The sequence below is a fragment of the Crossiella sp. CA-258035 genome, assembly GCF_030064675.1.
Taxonomy (GTDB): domain Bacteria; phylum Actinomycetota; class Actinomycetes; order Mycobacteriales; family Pseudonocardiaceae; genus Crossiella.
The window spans coordinates 1,587,615-1,604,000 of the sequence record NZ_CP116413.1 but is presented as its reverse complement, the minus strand read 5'-3'; the positions used below and the strand labels follow the sequence as shown (position 1 = coordinate 1,604,000).

19 protein-coding genes and 1 pseudogene are annotated in these 16,386 nt (G+C 72.7%); 8 read left to right on the top strand and 12 right to left on the bottom strand.

The genetic code is table 11. The annotated features are described in order from the left end of the window. The first annotated feature begins 28 nt into the window (after positions 1–28). Complete coding sequence (locus N8J89_RS07700) at positions 29–955, top strand: sigma-70 family RNA polymerase sigma factor (protein WP_283663648.1); 927 nt, start codon at positions 29–31, stop codon at positions 953–955. Here the strand turns inward: N8J89_RS07700 and N8J89_RS07695 are convergent. The 9 genes from N8J89_RS07695 to N8J89_RS07655 form a co-directional block, all read right to left on the bottom strand. Then, the gene (locus N8J89_RS07695; protein ID WP_283663647.1) at positions 936–1,535 is read right to left on the bottom strand and encodes a carboxymuconolactone decarboxylase family protein; all 600 of its coding nucleotides are present in this window, start codon (positions 1,533–1,535) and stop codon (positions 936–938) included. The genes N8J89_RS07700 and N8J89_RS07695 overlap by 20 nt on opposite strands. 73 nt (positions 1,536–1,608) lie before the next feature. Then, complete coding sequence (locus N8J89_RS07690) at positions 1,609–1,818, bottom strand: hypothetical protein (protein WP_283663646.1); 210 nt, start codon at positions 1,816–1,818, stop codon at positions 1,609–1,611. 57 nt (positions 1,819–1,875) lie between these two features. After that, positions 1,876–3,144 carry a deoxyguanosinetriphosphate triphosphohydrolase gene (locus N8J89_RS07685; protein ID WP_283663645.1) on the bottom strand — a complete coding sequence of 423 codons (1,269 nt, stop codon included), beginning with the start codon at positions 3,142–3,144 and terminating at the stop codon, positions 1,876–1,878. Next, complete coding sequence (locus tag N8J89_RS07680; RefSeq protein ID WP_283663644.1) at positions 3,131–3,811, bottom strand: YdcF family protein; 681 nt, start codon at positions 3,809–3,811, stop codon at positions 3,131–3,133. The genes N8J89_RS07685 and N8J89_RS07680 overlap by 14 nt, the downstream gene beginning before the upstream one ends. Before the next feature lie 170 nt (positions 3,812–3,981). Beyond that, positions 3,982–4,587: a response regulator transcription factor gene (locus N8J89_RS07675; RefSeq protein WP_283663643.1), complete on the bottom strand. Its 606-nt coding sequence runs from the start codon at positions 4,585–4,587 to the stop codon at positions 3,982–3,984. Beyond that, on the bottom strand, positions 4,584–5,669 hold the full coding sequence (locus N8J89_RS07670) for a sensor histidine kinase (protein WP_283663642.1): 1,086 nt from the start codon (positions 5,667–5,669) through the stop codon (positions 4,584–4,586). The genes N8J89_RS07675 and N8J89_RS07670 overlap by 4 nt, the downstream gene beginning before the upstream one ends. Positions 5,670–5,689: 20 nt before the next feature. Continuing rightward, the gene (locus N8J89_RS07665) at positions 5,690–6,427 is read right to left on the bottom strand and encodes an ABC transporter permease (RefSeq protein WP_283663641.1); all 738 of its coding nucleotides are present in this window, start codon (positions 6,425–6,427) and stop codon (positions 5,690–5,692) included. Beyond that, entirely contained in the window at positions 6,424–7,356 is a 933-nt protein-coding gene (locus N8J89_RS07660) for an ABC transporter ATP-binding protein (RefSeq protein WP_283663640.1), read from the bottom strand. Before N8J89_RS07660 ends, N8J89_RS07665 begins: the two co-directional genes overlap by 4 nt. 68 nt (positions 7,357–7,424) lie before the next feature. Next, complete coding sequence (locus N8J89_RS07655; protein WP_283663639.1) at positions 7,425–7,892, bottom strand: MarR family winged helix-turn-helix transcriptional regulator; 468 nt, start codon at positions 7,890–7,892, stop codon at positions 7,425–7,427. Positions 7,893–7,933: 41 nt separating this feature from the next. On the opposite strand from N8J89_RS07655, the gene N8J89_RS07650 reads away from it, so the two are divergent. The 3 genes and pseudogenes from N8J89_RS07650 to N8J89_RS07640 all read left to right on the top strand — a co-directional run. Beyond that, entirely contained in the window at positions 7,934–8,662 is a 729-nt protein-coding gene (locus tag N8J89_RS07650; RefSeq protein ID WP_283663638.1) for a Type 1 glutamine amidotransferase-like domain-containing protein, read from the top strand. A 129-nt stretch (positions 8,663–8,791) separates the two neighbouring features. Further along, the gene (locus N8J89_RS07645) at positions 8,792–9,691 is read left to right on the top strand and encodes a hypothetical protein (protein ID WP_283663637.1); all 900 of its coding nucleotides are present in this window, start codon (positions 8,792–8,794) and stop codon (positions 9,689–9,691) included. A gap of 247 nt (positions 9,692–9,938) precedes the next feature. Next, a pseudogene (locus N8J89_RS07640) lies at positions 9,939–10,223 on the top strand (siderophore-interacting protein); the annotation flags it as partial. Between the two features lie 222 nt (positions 10,224–10,445). Here the strand turns inward: N8J89_RS07640 and N8J89_RS07635 are convergent. Next, positions 10,446–11,852: a glycine--tRNA ligase gene (locus N8J89_RS07635; RefSeq protein WP_256509275.1), complete on the bottom strand. Its 1,407-nt coding sequence runs from the start codon at positions 11,850–11,852 to the stop codon at positions 10,446–10,448. Positions 11,853–11,999: 147 nt separating this feature from the next. Further along, positions 12,000–13,445 carry an FAD-binding protein gene (locus tag N8J89_RS07630; protein WP_283663636.1) on the bottom strand — a complete coding sequence of 482 codons (1,446 nt, stop codon included), beginning with the start codon at positions 13,443–13,445 and terminating at the stop codon, positions 12,000–12,002. Between the two features lie 743 nt (positions 13,446–14,188). Here N8J89_RS07630 and N8J89_RS07625 point away from each other — a divergent pair. Further along, complete coding sequence (locus N8J89_RS07625) at positions 14,189–14,524, top strand: hypothetical protein (RefSeq protein ID WP_283663635.1); 336 nt, start codon at positions 14,189–14,191, stop codon at positions 14,522–14,524. A gap of 198 nt (positions 14,525–14,722) precedes the next feature. On the opposite strand, the gene N8J89_RS07620 is transcribed toward N8J89_RS07625, so the two are convergent. After that, positions 14,723–15,106 carry an antibiotic biosynthesis monooxygenase family protein gene (locus tag N8J89_RS07620; RefSeq protein ID WP_283663634.1) on the bottom strand — a complete coding sequence of 128 codons (384 nt, stop codon included), beginning with the start codon at positions 15,104–15,106 and terminating at the stop codon, positions 14,723–14,725. Between the two features lie 59 nt (positions 15,107–15,165). Between N8J89_RS07620 and N8J89_RS07615 the strand changes: the two genes are divergently transcribed. From N8J89_RS07615 to N8J89_RS07605, 3 genes are all read left to right on the top strand, one after another. Next, positions 15,166–15,438 (top strand): DUF6703 family protein, encoded by a 273-nt coding sequence (locus N8J89_RS07615; RefSeq protein WP_283663633.1) that lies wholly within the window; start codon positions 15,166–15,168, stop codon positions 15,436–15,438. Positions 15,439–15,579: 141 nt separating this feature from the next. Further along, complete coding sequence (locus N8J89_RS07610; RefSeq protein ID WP_246493137.1) at positions 15,580–15,924, top strand: ArsR/SmtB family transcription factor; 345 nt, start codon at positions 15,580–15,582, stop codon at positions 15,922–15,924. Then, a complete protein-coding gene (locus N8J89_RS07605; RefSeq protein ID WP_283663632.1) occupies positions 15,921–16,337 on the top strand; it encodes a Fur family transcriptional regulator in 417 nt (138 codons plus the stop codon). Before N8J89_RS07610 ends, N8J89_RS07605 begins: the two co-directional genes overlap by 4 nt. Positions 16,338–16,386 lie beyond the last annotated feature (49 nt).

Below are 16,386 nucleotides of genomic sequence, written 5' to 3'. Positions count from 1 at the left end.
AAGTCTAGGAGTAGTCCAGGATGGGCGTGTGACCGTCAGCGACGAGACCCTGGCCACGGTGTTCAGCGAGCACCGGGGGCACCTCATCGGGGTCGCCTACCGCATCACCGGGACCAGGGCCGACGCCGAGGACGCGGTGCAGGACGCGTGGCTGCGGCTGGCCGGGCTGACCGCGGCCGCACGGGCGGAGATCCGTGACCTGCGGGCCTGGCTGACCACGGTGGTGGGCCGGATCTGCCTCGATCGGCTCAAGGCGGCCAGCGCGCAGCGTGAGCGCTACGTCGGTTCCTGGCTGCCGGAGCCGGTGGTGAGCCCGCTGACCACCCAGCCGAGTGAGGATCCGCTGGACGTCGCGGTGCGCGAGGACGGCGTGCGGATGGCGGCCATGGTGGTGCTGCACGAGCTGAGCCCGGAGCAGCGGGTGGCGTTCGTGCTGCACGACGCGTTCGGGGTGCCGTTCCCGGAGATCGCGACCGCGCTGGGCGTGACCCCGGCGGCGGCCCGGCAGCTGGCCTCCCGCGCGCGGCGCGCGGTCACCGAGGCCGACACCCCGCCGCGGGTCGAGCTGGCCGAGCAGCGGGCCGTGCTGGAGCGGTTCACCTCGGCACTGGCCAGCGGGGACATGAACGCGCTGCTGGCGGTGCTGCACCCGGACGTGGTAGTCATCGGCGACTCCGGCGGCCAGGCGCGCACCGCGCGGCGGCCGGTGGTCGGCGCGGACAAGGTGGCCCGCTTCGCCCTCGGCCTGTTGCGGCAGTACGGGCCGGAGTCGGTGCGCTCCGGGATCACCCCGGTGCTGGTCAACGGCGACCTGGGCTTCCTGGCCCAGACCGACGGCGGCGACGGGCACCGTCCGGTGGACCGCCGCGTGTCGACGCTGGCGGTCCGGGACGGGCGGATCGTGGCGATCTACGACGTGGTGAACCCGGCGAAGCTCACGAACGTGGCCTGGTGACGGCGGCCTCGGCCACCGGCAGCGGTACCCGGCAGGCCTCGCCGGAGGTGAAGCCCTGGTCGACGATGCCGAGCGCGTCGTTGAACCGGGCCCGCTGGTTCTCCACCGTGATCAGATAGGTGAGCTCGACGAGTCCCTTGTCCCCCAGGCGTTCCCGGAGCTGGGCGACCTGCTCGTCGGTGACCCGCACCGGTGAGGCGGTGATCGCGTCGGCGTAGGCCAGGGCGAGCTTCTCGGTCTCGGTGAACAGCGGTGAGTCGGCGTAGGCGTGGATCTCCTTGAGCCGCTTGATGTCCAGGCCCTTGTGCCGCTGCAGCATGGTGCCGAAGTCCACGCACCAGGAGCAGCCCAGCTCGGTGGCGACCCGGTAGACGACCAGGTCGGTGAGGCTGTGCGGCAGGTGCTTGGCGGCGCGTTCGACCGCGGTCTCGGCCACCGCGGCGGCGATCATGATGCCGCGGTGGTGGGCCATGACCGCGAACGGTTCGGGCACCGCGCCGAACCGCTTCTTCGCATAGCCGTACATGCGGCGGACCAGCCAGCTTGCCTTGTCGACGGTGAGCGCGGGGATACGTGGCACAACGGCCTCCCTGGGTCGGTGACGCGGACACCCCAGGGACGAGCACCCCGCTCCCACTGTGACAAACCGCTGGTCAGCGCCGTGGGTCGGCCAGTTTCACGTGCTGCGCCGGAGCCGGCAGCTCGGCCGCGGCGGCACCGCTGACCGGACCGGGCGGACGCGGCCGCCTGGGTTCGCGCACCCCTGCGCCACCGGGGTCCTCCCGTCGCCTCGGTGGAGCACCGGCCGGCACCTTGCGCCGCAACGGCCGGAACAGCACCCGCAACACCTCTCGAAGTCCCATGGCTCCGAGTAAACCAGAAATCGTCAACTTCGGTTGACGCCGTTCGGTGGGCGCGGTTCAGGTGACCAGCCGCCGGTGCCAGCTCACCGCCTGGGCGTCGGTCAGCAGCGCGACCTGGTCGATCACCACCCGCAGCCGCTCGGCGTCGTCTCCCGCCGCCGACCAGGCCGGCCGGAACGCCGGATCCAGGGCCTCCGGGGCAAGTCGGCACAGCGCCTCGGTGAGCTCGGTGACCTGCTCCCGCTGCCGGATCTGCACGGCCAGCCGTTCCGGGTCGCTCATCACGTACCGCAGCGCGACCGCCTTGAGCAGGGCCACCTCCGCGGACACCGGCGGCAGCACCACCAGGTCGGCCTCGTAGCGGCGCAGCGGCCCGGCCCCGTGCGCCTTGCGGGTGCCGGTGACCGCGGCGGAGGCGAAGCGGCCGACGAGCTCGCTGGTCAGCGCCTTCAGCGCGACCTGGTCGGCCAGGGTGCCGTCGTAGTCGTGCTGGGCCAGCGCGGCCACCGCGGGCAACCGGAGCAGCCCGTCAGCGGCGGCCTCGATCGCCTCGGCAGGCTCGGCGCTGAAGTGCGCCGCGGCCAGCGCGGCGATCACCCGGCGCTCGGCCGGACTGCCCAGCGCGCGCAGCGAGATGCGCCCGGCGAGCACCCCGTCCTCCACGTCGTGCACCGAGTAGGCCACGTCGTCGGCCCAGTCCATCACCTGGGCCTCCAGGCACTGCGCGTCCACCGGCGCGCCCTGCCGGAGCCAGCCGAAGACGGGCAGGTCGTCGTCGTAGACCCCGAACTTGACCGTGCCCTCCCGGCGCGGCCACGGGTACTTGGTGGCCGCGTCCAGGGCCGCCCTGGTCAGGTTGAGCCCGTACTGGCGGCCGTCCGGGCCGAGTGCCTTGGGTTCCAGGCGGGTCAGGATGCGCAGGGTCTGCGCGTTGCCCTCGAACCCGCCGCAGGGCCCGGCCAGCGCGTTGAGCGCGCGTTCGCCGTTGTGCCCGAACGGCGGGTGGCCGATGTCGTGCGCCAGCCCGGCCAGGTCGACGACGTCCGGATCGCACCCCAACTCGCCACCGATGCCCCGGCCGATCTGGGCCACCTCCAGCGAGTGGGTGAGCCGGGTCCTCGGCACATCCCCCTCGCCCGGCCCAACCACCTGCGTCTTGCCGGCCAGGCGGCGCAGCGCCGCCGAGTGCAGCACCCTGGCCCGGTCGCGGGCGAACGGGGTGCGCGCCTCGGTCTCGGCTTCGGCGAGCGCGCCGTGCTTGTCAGGTTCGGGCAGCAGCCGCGCGGTGTCGTGCGCGGAGTAGCCGTGCGGTTCAGCCGAGACCATTGTCGACCAGGTTGGTGGAGGTGTGGGTGAGCCGGTAGAACAGCACGCCCGCGGTCTCGCGCAGGATGTAGCGCAGCTGGGTCTCCCTGGTCTGCACGATCGGCCCGCGCCGGGTCGGTGAGGCCCACGCGGTGAGCCCGGTGTCACCGGCCATCGTGCGGGCCCGCAGCGAGTGCCACGGATCGCTGACGATGACCGCGCTCTGCCAGCCGCGTTTCTCCGCCTCCCGCGCCACCGCCCGCAGACTGCCCAAGGTGTCCGCGCCCTCCTTGACCGCGACCACCTTGTCCTTGGGAATGGCCTTCTTCGCCGTGCCCGCCTTGGTCTCGTCCCCGACCAGCCAGCGCTGCCCGGCCTCGGCCTCGGTGTAGGTGTCGCCCAACCCGCGTCCGCCCACGGTCACCACGGTCTTGGCCACACCCCGCTCGTAGAGCTGCTGGGCGTGCGCGAGCCTGGCCTCCAGCACATCGGAGGGCCGCCCGCCGTACTGCGCGGCGCCGAGCACCACGGCGATGTCCGCGGTGGACCGGTCGTCCTGCCGGGCGACCTGCCACACCCGGAAGGCCGTGCCGCCGACGATCAGCAGGGGCAGCAGCACGAGCCCGGCCAGCACGCGCCGCAACAGCCGTGCCGTCGCTCCCCGGCCGGTCGGGGCGTGTCCTGTCATGCCCGCAATGCTGTCACGAACTCGGTCAAGATCAGCTTCCGGTGGCCGCCGATTCCCGGTTTTGTCGGCGCCCGCCGGTAAAATGGAAATCGGGGGGATTCCCCGCGCGCGCGTGTTGTGCGGCGGGCGGATTTCGCGGGGTGCGGCGGGGTGCGGGATACCCGGTCGGGTCAAAGCCAACCGCGGTCGTCGGCGATGCGCACGGCCTCGGCCCTGGTGCGCGCGCCGGTCTTGCCGATCGCCGAGGACAGGTGGTTGCGCACCGTGCCCTCGGACAGGCGCAGCGCCTTGGCCACATCGGCGACGGTGCCGCCGTCCCGCGCGCAGGCCAGCACCTCCCGTTCCCGCGTGCTCAGCGGACTCGCCCCGCTGGACAGGGACTCCGCGGCCAGTCCGGGGTCGACCACGCGCAGCCCGGCGTGCACCCGCCGGACCGCGTCGACGAGCTGTTCCGGCGGCGCGTCCTTGACCACGAACCCGGCCGCGCCCGCGCTCATCGCCCTGGCCAGGTAGCCGGGCCTGCCAAAGGTGGTCAGGATCAGCACCCGGCATGCCGGCAGCGCGGCGCGGAGCTCGGCGGCCGCGGCCAGGCCGTCCTTGCCGGGCATCTGCACGTCCAGCAGCGCCACATCGGGCCGGTGCTCAGTGGCCGCGGCGAGCACCTCGTCACCGGAGCCCACCTGCGCGACGACCTGGATGTCGGCCTCCAGCCCGAGCAGTGCGGCCAGCGCGCCGCGGACGAGGGCCTGGTCATCGGCGAGCAGGACCCGGATCATGCGTTCTCCTCGATCTCCGCGCGCAGCCGGAAACCACCGGCAGGCAGCGGACCGGCGTCCACGGTGCCGCCGACGGCGGCGAGTCGTTCGGTCAGGCCGGCGAGCCCGGTGCCCGGCCCGCCGGTCTGCTCCGGCGTGCCGCCGTCGTCCCGGATCTCCAGCCAGGACAACCCGAAGCGCACCTCGCAGCGGGTCGCGCCGCTGTGCCGGAGCACGTTGGTCACGCCCTCGCGCAGCACGTAGGCCAGCACCTGCTGGTGCCGGGGCGCCACGTTGTCCACCGCGTGCGGCAGGTCGGCGGTGATCCCGGCGGCCTGCAGCGCCACCCGCGCCCCGGCCAGCTCGGCCACCAGCGAGGCTTCGCGGTAGCCGGAAACGGTGGCCCTGACATCGGTGAGCGCGGCCCGCGAGAGCGCCTCCACGTCGGTGACCTCGGCGATCGCCGCCTCCGGCCGCCCGGCTTCCAGCAGCCGCCTGGCCAGCCCGGCCTTGAGGGTGATGGTGGTCAGGCTGTGCCCGAGCACGTCGTGCAGGTCCCGGGCCAGCCGGGCGCGTTCCTCGGCCACGGCCAGCAGCGCGGCCTGCTGCTGCTCGCGGTAGAGCTTGATGTTGCCGCGGATCAGCTCGGCCAGGCCGAGCACGCTGAACGTGCTCAGCAGCATCGCCAGGACGATCCAGGCCAGCCAGATCGGCCCGCCGTTGAGCACCGCGTGCACCGCGGCGACGCTGGGACCGATCGGCACCAGCACCGCCAGCCACACCGGCAGCAGGACCGCCGCGCTGGCCGCGACGTAGACGAACAGGCTCAGGAACGGCACCCCGAAGACCAGCACGATGAGCACGATCAGTACGGCCTGGCCGAGGATCAGCGCCAGCCGCTGCCACATCCGCGCCTCGAACAGCCTGGGCGGCAGCAGCAGGTAGGTGGCGCCGACGATCCCGATCCCGGCCAGTCCGGCGATCTTGAGCGCCACCGGCCGGTCCGCCTCGAACAGGTAGTAGACCGGGAACATCAGGAAGAGCAGGAAGAACCCGGCGAACAGCTCCCAGGACCGCATCCTGGGCGCGGTGTTCGTGGTCATGGCGGACACCGTAGGCGTGGTCAGCGGGCCGCGCTGAGCCGGTACCGCCTGGCCACGAACAGTCCCAGCACCAACGTCACCCCGCCGAGCACCGCGATCGAGGTCAGGCTGACCGTGCCCTCGGCGACCACCCTGATCCCGTTCTCCCGGAACCAGAAGCTGGGCAGCGCCCTGGCGATGTCGCCCACCCAGGTGGGCATGATCTCCACCGGCACCATCAGCCCGCCGACCATGGCCAGCGCCATCATCACCGCGGGCGTGACAGCCTGGGCGGACTCCGCGCTGGCCAGCTGCCCGATGGCCATGCCCAGCAGCGCGAACGGCACCGAGCCGAGCACCAGCCCGCCGATCAGCATCGCCCACTGCGCCAGGCTGAGGTCGACCTGTTTGACCAGCAGCCCGACCGCGAGCACGCCGAGCATCGCGGGCACCGCGACCAGCACCGCGATCAGGCCCTTGGCCAGGAGGTAGCCGCCGCCGGAGAGCGGGGTGAGCCGCAACTGCCGGTGCCAGGCGATCTGGCGTTCCAGCGCGATCCGCCCACCGGTGACCAGGGCGGCGGACATGGCCGCGAAGGAGGCCATGCTGACCATGGTGGCCGCGGTGACCGGGGTGCCGTTGCCGAAGGTGGCCGCCGGGCCGCCGTAGATGCCGGAGAAGATCAGGAACATCGCGGTGGGCACCACGATGGTGAAGAACAGGAAGGCGAACTGCCGCACGATCAGCTTGACCTCGATGAGCACGTACGTCGGGTTCACTTGTCCTCCTCGCTGGTCAGCGCGAGGAAAGCGTCCTCGAGGCCGACGGTGGTGATCTCGATGTCGTGCGCGCCGGGGTAGCGGGCGAGCAGGGCCCGCAGGGTGGCGTCGGAGTCGGTGGAGGCCAGCGTGGCGTGCTCGCCGCGCAGCTCGGCGCGGGTGACCCCGGGCAGCTCGCCGAGCGTGCCGTGCGCACTCCCAGGGAGCACGGCACGCACGGTCCGGCCGGCCGCGGTGGCCCTGATCTGGGCGACGGTGCCGTCCGCGACGACCGTTCCGGCGCGCATCAGCACCACGCGGTCGGCGTAGCTCTCGGCTTCTTCCAGGTAGTGGGTGGCGAAGACGACGGTCTTGCCGGTGCTGGTCAGCTCGCGGATGTTCTGCCAGAAGTGGCGGCGGGTCTCCACGTCCATGGCGGCGGTGGGCTCGTCCAGGATCAGCAGGTCGGGGTCGCTGACCAGGGCGATGGCGAAGCGGACGCGTTGCCGCTGACCACCGGAGAGCTTCTTGCAGCGCCGCTTGGCCAGCTCGGCGACGCCCGCCTTGGCCAGGGCGGCCGCGGCGGCCTGGGGCCTGCGGTGCAGGGCGGCGACCATGCGGACGAGCTCGCCGACGGTGGCGTCGTCGATGAGCGCGCCGCCCTGCAACATGGCGCCGATGACGCCGTTGCGGACCGCCTCGTCGGGGCGGTGGCCGAAGACGTGCACCTCGCCGGCGTCGGGGCGGGTGAGGCCGAGGACGAGGTCGACGGTGGTGGACTTGCCCGCGCCGTTGGGGCCGAGCAGGGCGAGCACCTCGCCGGGGGCCACGGTCAGGTCGACGCCGTCCACGGCGCGCACCGGCCCGAAGTGTTTGCGCAGGCCACGGAGGTGGATCGCGGCGCCGGCCGCGATCTCGCGGTCCGCGCCGGTCAGGGTTGCTGTGGGCATGCCCCTACGGTGCCGCCCGCGCGCGGCTGGGACGCAGGCCGCTCGTCACGGCCCCGCCATGACATTTGTCAGGGGTAGTCCTCGCGGCGGACGCGTTCGCGCACCGCGGACATGACCCGTTCCAGCACGGCCCGCTCCTCCGCGGTCATCAGGTCGATGAGGTAGTCGCGCACGGTGTCGACGTGCCCGGGGGCGATCTTGTCCAGCAGCCGCTGCCCGGCCTCGGTGAGCACCGCGACCACGCCGCGCTCGTCGGTGGCGCAGGACTCGCGGCGCACCAGCCCGGCCCGTTCCAGGCGGCTGACCTGGTAGGTGAGGCCGCTCTTGGAGACCACCGTGCGACCGGCCAGCTCGGTCATCCGCATGCGCTGGCCGGGGGCGGCGGAGAGGGTGGTGAGCACGTCGTACTGGGCGTGGGAGAGCCCGCCGTCGGTCTGGAGCTGGTGTTCCAGCCTGCGCTCCAACAGGTGGGTGGCCTCCACGAAGGTGATCCAGGTCCGCAACTCGGCCTCGGACAGCCAACGGGGCTCGCTCATGTTCGGACCCTAACCGGCGCGGAAAATGGCACGATCGGGCTATGCCTGCCGAACAACCGACGATCCTGGCCACCTCGGGTGGTCTGCGCCGTGGTCACCGCACCGACCTCGAGTTCGCGCCGCTGCTGACGCACGCGGTGGAGCTGGCCGGGGTGTCGGGACGGCGGCCGAAGCTGTGCCACATCGGCACCGCGCTTGGCGACCAGCGGGGTTTCAACGCGAACTTCGCCGAGGCCGGTGAGCTGGCCGGGGTCGAGGTGGTGCACCTGAACCTGTTCCCGATGCCGCCGACGGCGGATCTGCTGGACTACGTGCTCTCCTGCGACGTGGTGTGGGTGGGCGGCGGTTCGGTGGCGAACCTGCTGGCGGTGTGGCGGGTGCACGGGCTGGACCCGGTGCTGCGGGAGGCGTGGCGGCGCGGGGTGGTGCTGACCGGGGTGAGCGCGGGCTCGCTGTGCTGGCACGTGGGCGGGCCGACCGACTCCTTCGGGCCGGAGCTGCGGATCGTCACCGACGGGCTGGGTTTCCTGCCCTACGGCAACGGGGTGCACTTCGACTCCGAGGCGGCGCGGCGGCCCGCGGTGCTGGGCGCGGTGGCCAGTGGGCTGATCCCGGACACCTACTGCACCGACGACGGCACGGGTCTGCTCTACCGCGGCACGGAGCTGGTCGAGGCGCTCTCGGAGCGGCCGAACGCCGGGGTCTACCTGGTGCAACGCGAGGACGAGGGCAAAGCGGTGGAACACGCCCTGGACGTCCGCCGCCTCTGATACCACACCCCGGCACCCCCGCCGCCCGAAAACCCCGCCAAGATCGCGACCTGTCCACAACCACGCACCTGTCCACAGCCCGCTCCGGCGCCGCTGGCCCCGCCCCCGGCGCCGGACCACGCTGGCCCCATGACCGCGACCCACGTGCCGGTCCGCCTGGACGGACTGGCCGCGATGTTCCCGCACCAGGTGGCCAAGACCACCGAGCTGTTCCGGCTCGGCCTGCCCGGCAGACTGGTGCACTCCTGGCGCGAGCCGCTGCCCGGCGTCGTCCTGCTCACCGGCACCCGCCCGACCCGCGCGGGTTTCCTGCGCGCGGCGCTGCGCTATGCCGAGCCGGACGCGCTGCTCACCGGCTACGACGCGTTGCAGCTGCACGGCATCCCGATCCCCGGCCTGGACGGCACCGTCCACCTGGTGGTGCCCTACGCCAACCGGACCCGACCGGCCAAACCGCTGCGGATGGAACGGCTGCGCCAGCTGCCGAAGTGGACGATGTCCCGGGGCTTCCCGGTGACCTCGGTGGCCCGGGCGACCCTGGATGCCGCCCGCTGGACCCGGTGCCCGACCGAGCTGGGCACGCTGCTCAACCTGGCCTGCGCGCACGGTGGCGTGACGGCCGCGGAGCTGTGGGCCGAGCTGGACGACTCACCGCAGCGCGGCCGTCCCGCGGTGCGCGCCGCCTTGGAGAAGCTGGACGTCAAGGTGGTCGACATCCGCCAGGCCCGCGCCCGCCGCGTGATCGCCCTCGGCGCGCTGCCACCACCGACCTGGCACCGGCGCATCACCCTGGACGGCCGCCAGCTGCTGGGCATGGCCGACGCCTGGTGGGATGACTTGGCGCTGGCCTGGCGCTGGCTGGACAACCCCCGCCCGGAAGGCCCGGACCCGTTGACCGCCGCTGGCGTGCACGTGGTGCGCACACCGGTGGAGCGGTTGGTGGCCGAACCGGAGCTGGTCGCCGAGGAACTCTGCGCGGCCCACGCGCTGGCCCGCCTCACCTCCCGCCCCGACGTGATCGCGAGCTGAGCACATGCCGTGCGAGCCCGGAACGCCACATCGCACCACCGAAAGGAGAACCGGGCCCATGCCCCCGACACCAACGTCCACAATGGACTCAACCGTCCGTGGCGTGGCGCCCGAGCTCAACGCTGATGTCCGCACCGCCCGGCGGTATCCCGCCGCCGCGGCGACGCGGTCGGAACTCAGCGTGGCCCACCCCTGCCCGCACCGCGTTGATCCGGCCCGCCCGCACGACGGACCTCCCCTCCGCACCGTGCTGCGCTGGCCGCTGGCCGCGCCGACCTCTCGCGAGTACACCGTGCGCCGCTACGACCCGGCCACCGGCGAGCTCGACCTGGACATCGCCCTGCACGAGGGCGGCCTCGGCGCGGACTGGGCACGCACCGTCCAGCCCGGCGAGCCGGTGCACGTGGCCGGTCCGCCCGGCGGCCGGCTCGTGCCACACACCTTCGACCGCTACCTGCTCGCCGGGGGCCTCACCGCGCTGCCTGCGATCGCCCGCTGGCTGGAGGAGCTGCCGCGCACCGCGAAGGGCTGGACCCCAAGGCAGCACCCCGCGACGCCTGTCCCCAGCCCCCAGCCAGGTACCCGCCACCCGGCCATCACCGCGCCCCGGCAGGCCCCTTTCCGCACCGTGCTCCCACACCCGGAGCACAGCCGCTGGTCCCGGTCCAACGCGGTGACCGCGGCCAAAACGAAGCCGGGGCCGCCACAGGCAGCCCCGGCCAGTCGCTCAGCCGTTCCTCTCGCGGTGCTGGGATCAGCAGCCCACGAGCCGCGCGGCCAGGTAGGACTCGATCTGGTCGATGGAGATCCGCTCCTGGCTCATGGTGTCGCGTTCCCGCACGGTGACCGCGTGGTCGGTGAGGGTGTCGAAGTCGACGGTCACGCAGAACGGCGTGCCGATCTCGTCCTGGCGGCGGTAGCGGCGGCCGATGGCGCCCGCGTCGTCGAAGTCGATGTTCCAGTTCCGGCGCAGCGCCGCGGCCAGGTCACGGGCCTTGGGCGAGAGGTCGGCGTTGCGGGACAGCGGCAGCACCGCGGCCTTGACCGGGGCGAGCCTGCGGTCCAGCTTGAGCACGACCCGCTTGTCCACGCCGCCCTTGGCGTTGGGCGCCTCGTCCTCGTGGTAGGCCTCCAGCAGGAAGGCCATCATCGGGCGGCCGACACCGGCGGCCGGCTCGATCACGAACGGCCGGTAGCGGGAGTTGGTGGCCTGGTCGAAGTAGGACAGGTCCACGCCCGAGTGGTTGCTGTGCGTGCTGAGGTCGAAGTCGGTGCGGTTGGCGATGCCCTCCAGCTCGCCCCACTCCTGACCGGCGAACTGGAAGCGGTACTCGATGTCCACGGTCCGCTTGGAGTAGTGCGACAGCTTCTCCTGCGGGTGCTCGTAGATCCGCAGGTTGTCCTTGGCCAAGCCCAGCTCGGTGTACCAGCGGGAGCGCTCGTCGATCCAGTACTGGTGCCATTCCTCGTCGGTGCCGGGCTCGACGAAGAACTCCATCTCCATCTGCTCGAACTCACGGGTCCGGAAGATGAAGTTGCCGGGCGTGATCTCGTTGCGGAAGGACTTGCCGATCTGGCCGATGCCGAACGGCGGCTTCCGCCGGGAGGTGGTCTGCACGTTGAGGAAGTTGACGAAGATGCCCTGCGCCGTCTCCGGCCGCAGGTAGTGCAGGCCGTCCTCGGACTCCACCGGGCCGAGGTAGGTCTTGAGCATCATGTTGAACTCGCGCGGCTCGGTGTACTGGCCGCGGGTGCCGCAGTTCGGGCAGGGGACGTCGCTGATGTCGTCCTCGGTGGTGGGCTTGCCGGTGCGCTCGGCGTACTCCTCGGCGAGCTGGTCGGCCCGGAACCGCTTGTGGCAGGAGGTGCACTCGACCAGCGGGTCGTGGAAGGCGTTGACGTGCCCGGAGGCCTTCCACACGTCACGGGGCAGGATCACCGAGGAGTCGAGGCCGACGACGTCCTCGCGGCCCTGCACCATGAACTTCCACCACTGGCGCTTGATGTTGTCCTTCAGCTCCACGCCGAGGGGTCCGTAGTCCCACGCCGACCTGGTACCGCCGTAGATCTCCCCACAGGGGTAGACGAAGCCTCGGCGCTTGCAGAGGTTGACGACGGTATCAATCCGATCGGCCGACACGGACACTCCAGAGCAGGTCATAGGCATTCAGCGGGAGGCTGCAAGGGTAGCGACCGCCCCCACCCCCGCCACAACCGCGTTCCTCCACCGGCCGGGAGAGCCCACCACCGCCCCCGCCCGGCCGCGCCCTCGGGGGCGAGAAGTCCGCCCGTGACAGCGGAGTCCGGGTCAGCGCCTCAGCTCGGCCCGGATCGCCGCGGGCAGTCCCGTGCCCGGGTTGAGGTGCAGGTGCGGGCTGTACCTGGCGACCGTCTCGGCGAACTCCCGCCAGTGCGCGCCGAGCCGCACCGGGTGCGGCCAGGCCCCGTCCCAGCAGCCCCAGATCGGGTAGGCCACTCCCCCGTCGGCGCGGGCCTGCTCGTGCGCGGCCCGCCTGCTGCCCCGCACGGTGGCGGCCCAGGCCGGGTCGGCGCCGGGCCTGCCCCGGTCGCGGAGGGTGTCGACCAGCACGATCCGGTCGCTGTCCCCGGCCGGCACGGCGAACGCGGGCCGGGTGAAGGCGGCCCTGCGGTGCGGGAAGGCGAGCACGAACTGCGGAATGTCGGTGGCCCAGTCGGCCGCGGTGAACGCGGCCACCCTGCGGGTCAGGTAGTGCTCGGCGTGCGGGCCGGGCAGGAGCACGTCGTCCCAGAGCTTGGTGGTCTCGTCCCAGGAGAGTGAGGTGCGGAAGCTGTCGAACATCTCGGTGATCATCCGGCTGCGTTCGGGATAGGTCACCAGCTGCGTCAGGCGGTGCTCGGGTTCGGGTTCGACCGGCAGCAGCCGCGGCTCGCGGCGGTCGGTGTGCTGGTAGGCGTGCACCTGGAAGGTCGCCTCCGGCCTGCCGCCGGTGCCGGGCCGCTGGACCCACAGGTAGACCTCGTCGGCGGCCTCGCGGTCCATGAGGTCGTCCATGGCGGCGAAGGCGGTCGCGGGGTCGGCGTAGTCCAGCAGGTCCAGCTGCACGCGGGGCTGGGCCGGGGCCAGCTCGATCCAGGCTTCGGTGATCACGCCCACGGCGCCGAGCCCGGCCAGCGCGGCCTCGAACAGCTCGCGGTGCTCGGTGGCCGAGGCGAGCAGGATCTCGCCGCGACCGGTGACCACCCGGATGCGGCGCACCCGGTCGGTCAAGGTGCCCTCGCGCCACCAGGCGGAGATGCCGCCGACGGCGAGCACACCGCCGACGGTCAGCCCGTGGTAGTCGGGCAGGCCCGAGGCCGGGCGACGGTCCGCGGCGAAGGCCGCGGCGTCCAGGTCGGCGAGCGTGGCCCCGGCGCCGGTCTGGATGAGGCCCTCGGCGTCGACCGCGCCGACCCGGGCGAGGCCGCCGGTGAGGGTGAGCACCACGCCGTCGGTCAGGGTGTGCCCGGACAGGCAGTGGCCTGCGCCGCGGACCGCGACCGGGATGCTCCGCGGACCGGTGTGCCGCAACAGTTCCGCCACGTCCTCGGCGGAGTTGGCGCGGTACACCGCGGCCGGGCGGCGGTGGTCGAGGTTGCCCGAGTCGGTGGCCACGGCCTCGCGCGCGGCCGGGTCGACCACGAACTGGCCGGACCAGCGCGCGGCGCGCTGCGCCAGCTCGGCCAGCCAGGCCGGGGCCGCGGGCGCGGGCGGATCGGGTAGGACCGCCGTCACGGGTTGGTCCACGCTCATGGCGTCTCGGCTTTCCGGCCGGTGGCTGCCGGCTCAGTCGGGGTGTGCCAGTGGCGACGCGGGTCCGGCCACCACGATGCGATTCTCGCGGCAGCCGCCGACACCCGTCGGCGACGGTCGTGCCCACGGCGGGTGCCGTGAGCACGACCGCACCGATCACGAGTCGCCTGCGGGAAGGCCGCGACTTCTCCCCGTCGGCAGGCTCGGTGTCCGTGGCCGGCGCCGGGGTGGCCGCCTGCACTGCGGTGGGATGGGTCGGGGACGAGCCCGGCGCGGGATCCGTCCCCGACCACGTCTGGGTCAGTCCTCGCGGGCACCGGTGGCGCGGGAGCCTCTGCCGAGGACCGGAGTGGCGGACGGCCGCGCGGCAACGATGGCGAGCGGGCCGGTGACGAGCGCTGCGACGGTGCTGAGCGCCGGGCCGGAGCTGAGCGCTGGGTCAGTGCCGAGCGCTACGGCAGTGGCTGGCACGGCGGTGGCCGTGGCGTGGCGGGCGACCGGGCGGGTCCCTGGTCTGGGCGGTCGAACGAGCATGCGGGCTCTCCCCGTGAGAATCACCCATCAGAGGTGTGGTCAGCACTGTGCCAGAGGTGTTCAGGACTGAGGAAGGGCTTGCGGAAAAGGGAGCAAGTTCACCCTTTCAGGGCAGAGGCGGTCGCTGAGCGAGCAATGCACAGGTGCGCATATGAGTATCGGTTGTTCGACGACCCAGTGGGAGGCAGACCATGACCAGCACCATTGAGCACCGTCCGGCCGAAACGCACCGGCACACCCACGGCCCCGGCTGCGGGCACGACGCGGTGGTGCACGGCGACCACGTGGACTACCTGCACGACGGGCACGTGCACCGGGAACACCAGACCGCGGACGGGGTGCACTACGACGAGTGCGCCCGGTGCGAGTGCGCGAACTGCGCCGACTCCTGCGCAATGTGCCAGTGCGCCGACTGCTCCTGCGCGACCTGCAACCACGCCCGCTGCGACTGCGCGGGCTGTTCGGACGCGTGCGCCAACTGCACCTGCGCCGACTGCACCTGCGCCACCTGCGACCACGCGGCCTGACAACAGCCCGGCCGATCCAGCCTCGCGACGGTCAGCCCCGCGGCCAAACCAGCCCCACAGCGAGCCCAGCAGCGCGACAAGGCCAGTCTCGCGACCGGGACCGGCAGCGCGACCGAACCAGCCTCGCGACCGGGCCAGCGGCACCGCCGAAACCCGCTGGTGCCGCGGCTCGTGGCCGCCGCATCGCCCCGGGGCTCGCTAGTGGCGGGGAGTGGCGGGGCCGCCTGCTTCGCCGAGGCGGACCGTGCCCGCGTCCTTGGCCACCAGGCTGTCCCGGCGGGTGGCGGTGCCGTTGGTGGCGTCCCACAGCTCCTCGTAGGCCGCGGGTTCGTCCGCGAGGGCCTGGGACAACAACGGGATGACGTGTTCGCGAACCTCGAAGGGGGACAGCGCCTTGCGGTAGGCGGGGACCGAGTCGAACTCGGCGAGCAGGACCCAGCGGTCGGCCTCGTCGGTGGACCTGGCCAGGCGGCCGCGGCGGCAGTGCGGGCCCTTGGTGAGCAGTTCCAGGGCGTGTTTGGCCCTGGCCAGGAAGTCCTCGACCTCGGCCTCGGGCACGGCGAACCGGCAGACGAGCAGCACGGATGAGGACCCTAGATGCCGCGCGCCGGTCGCTGCCCGGCTGGGTGTAGGAAGGGACGGTGCGCGAGTCTGGGTCTCAGCCGAGCCGGGTGCCCGGTGACGGGCCGCTGAAGTCGGTGCCGCCCGCGGTGGCGTTCCTGGTGGTGGCGGCCGTGTTCGCCACCGGGGTTGTCGTCGGTGGGTCGGTGGGGGCGGTGCTGGTCGGGGGGCTGGCGTTGTTCGTGCTGGCCATGGTGGTCAGCACCTGGTCGCGGTTGTCGGCCGCGGAGCGGGTGCTGCGGATCGTGGTGCTGGGCATCCTGGTGGGTGTGCTCATCTCGCTGTTCCGTTAGGTCCATCGAGGTGTGTCGAACTGAGCGGTAACCGAGTTGCCTAGGATGACGGGTAGCCTCGGTCGTTCACGGGCACGCAGCTGCCTGCCCCGGCGCCGGGTGGTGAGAGGAGCGCACATCGTGAACAGGGAGATCGCGCCGCTGGCCGATGACCACGTGCACTCTCCCGACCGTGCGCCGGTGCCACCCGCCCCGCAACGCTCGGGGGACGTGCTGGCCATGGCCGGTGACCTGCTCCGGGCGCTGGCCGCGCCGGTGCGGATCGCCATCGTGCTCCAGCTGCGGGCCTCGGAGCGCTGTGTGCACGAGCTGGTGGACGCGCTGGGTGTGGCCCAGCCGCTGATCAGCCAGCACCTGCGGGTGCTCAAGTCGGCCGGCGTGGTGCGCGGGGAGCGGCACGGCCGGGAGGTCGTGTACCGGCTGGTGGACGAGCACCTGTCGCACATCGTGGTCGACGCGGTCGCGCACGTGGAGGAGGGCCAGTGACAGTGAGCGAACGACCGGCCGCGGTGCCAGGACTGCGTTCGACCAAGCAGCGCACCGCGGTCTCGAAGCTGCTGGACCAGGTGGACGAGTTCCGCTCCGCCCAGGAGATCCACGAGGAGCTGCGGCGGCGCGGCGAGGGCATCGGGCTGACCACGGTCTACCGCACCCTGCAGAGCCTGGCCGAGGTCGGCGAGCTGGACGTGCTGCGCACCGACTCCGGCGAGGCGATCTACCGGCGCTGCTCCCAGCACCACCATCACCACCTGGTGTGCCGCCGCTGCGGCCGCACCGTGGAGGTGGAGGGGCCGGATGTGGAGAAGTGGACCGAGCGGGTGGCGGCTGAGCACGGGTTCTCCGAGGTCAGCCACACCGTGGAGATCTTCGGCACCTGCGCCGACTGCACCGCGGCCTGAACTTCACGACAGCGGCGCGGTCGTGCCGGAGCGCGAGCACCCCGGCACG

Coding starts and splice junctions, on each gene's coding strand:
- N8J89_RS07690 (WP_283663646.1), bottom strand. CDS start 1,818: ATGGGACTTCGAGAGGTGTTGCGGGTGCTGTTCCGGCCGTTGCGGCGC.
- N8J89_RS07685 (WP_283663645.1), bottom strand. CDS start 3,144: ATGGTCTCGGCTGAACCGCACGGCTACTCCGCGCACGACACCGCGCGG.
- N8J89_RS07680 (WP_283663644.1), bottom strand. CDS start 3,811: ATGACAGGACACGCCCCGACCGGCCGGGGAGCGACGGCACGGCTGTTG.
- N8J89_RS07675 (WP_283663643.1), bottom strand. CDS start 4,587: ATGATCCGGGTCCTGCTCGCCGATGACCAGGCCCTCGTCCGCGGCGCG.
- N8J89_RS07670 (WP_283663642.1), bottom strand. CDS start 5,669: ATGACCACGAACACCGCGCCCAGGATGCGGTCCTGGGAGCTGTTCGCC.
- N8J89_RS07660 (WP_283663640.1), bottom strand. CDS start 7,356: ATGCCCACAGCAACCCTGACCGGCGCGGACCGCGAGATCGCGGCCGGC.
- N8J89_RS07655 (WP_283663639.1), bottom strand. CDS start 7,892: ATGAGCGAGCCCCGTTGGCTGTCCGAGGCCGAGTTGCGGACCTGGATC.
- N8J89_RS07650 (WP_283663638.1), top strand. CDS start 7,934: ATGCCTGCCGAACAACCGACGATCCTGGCCACCTCGGGTGGTCTGCGC.
- N8J89_RS07645 (WP_283663637.1), top strand. CDS start 8,792: ATGACCGCGACCCACGTGCCGGTCCGCCTGGACGGACTGGCCGCGATG.
- N8J89_RS07635 (WP_256509275.1), bottom strand. CDS start 11,852: ATGACCTGCTCTGGAGTGTCCGTGTCGGCCGATCGGATTGATACCGTC.
- N8J89_RS07625 (WP_283663635.1), top strand. CDS start 14,189: ATGACCAGCACCATTGAGCACCGTCCGGCCGAAACGCACCGGCACACC.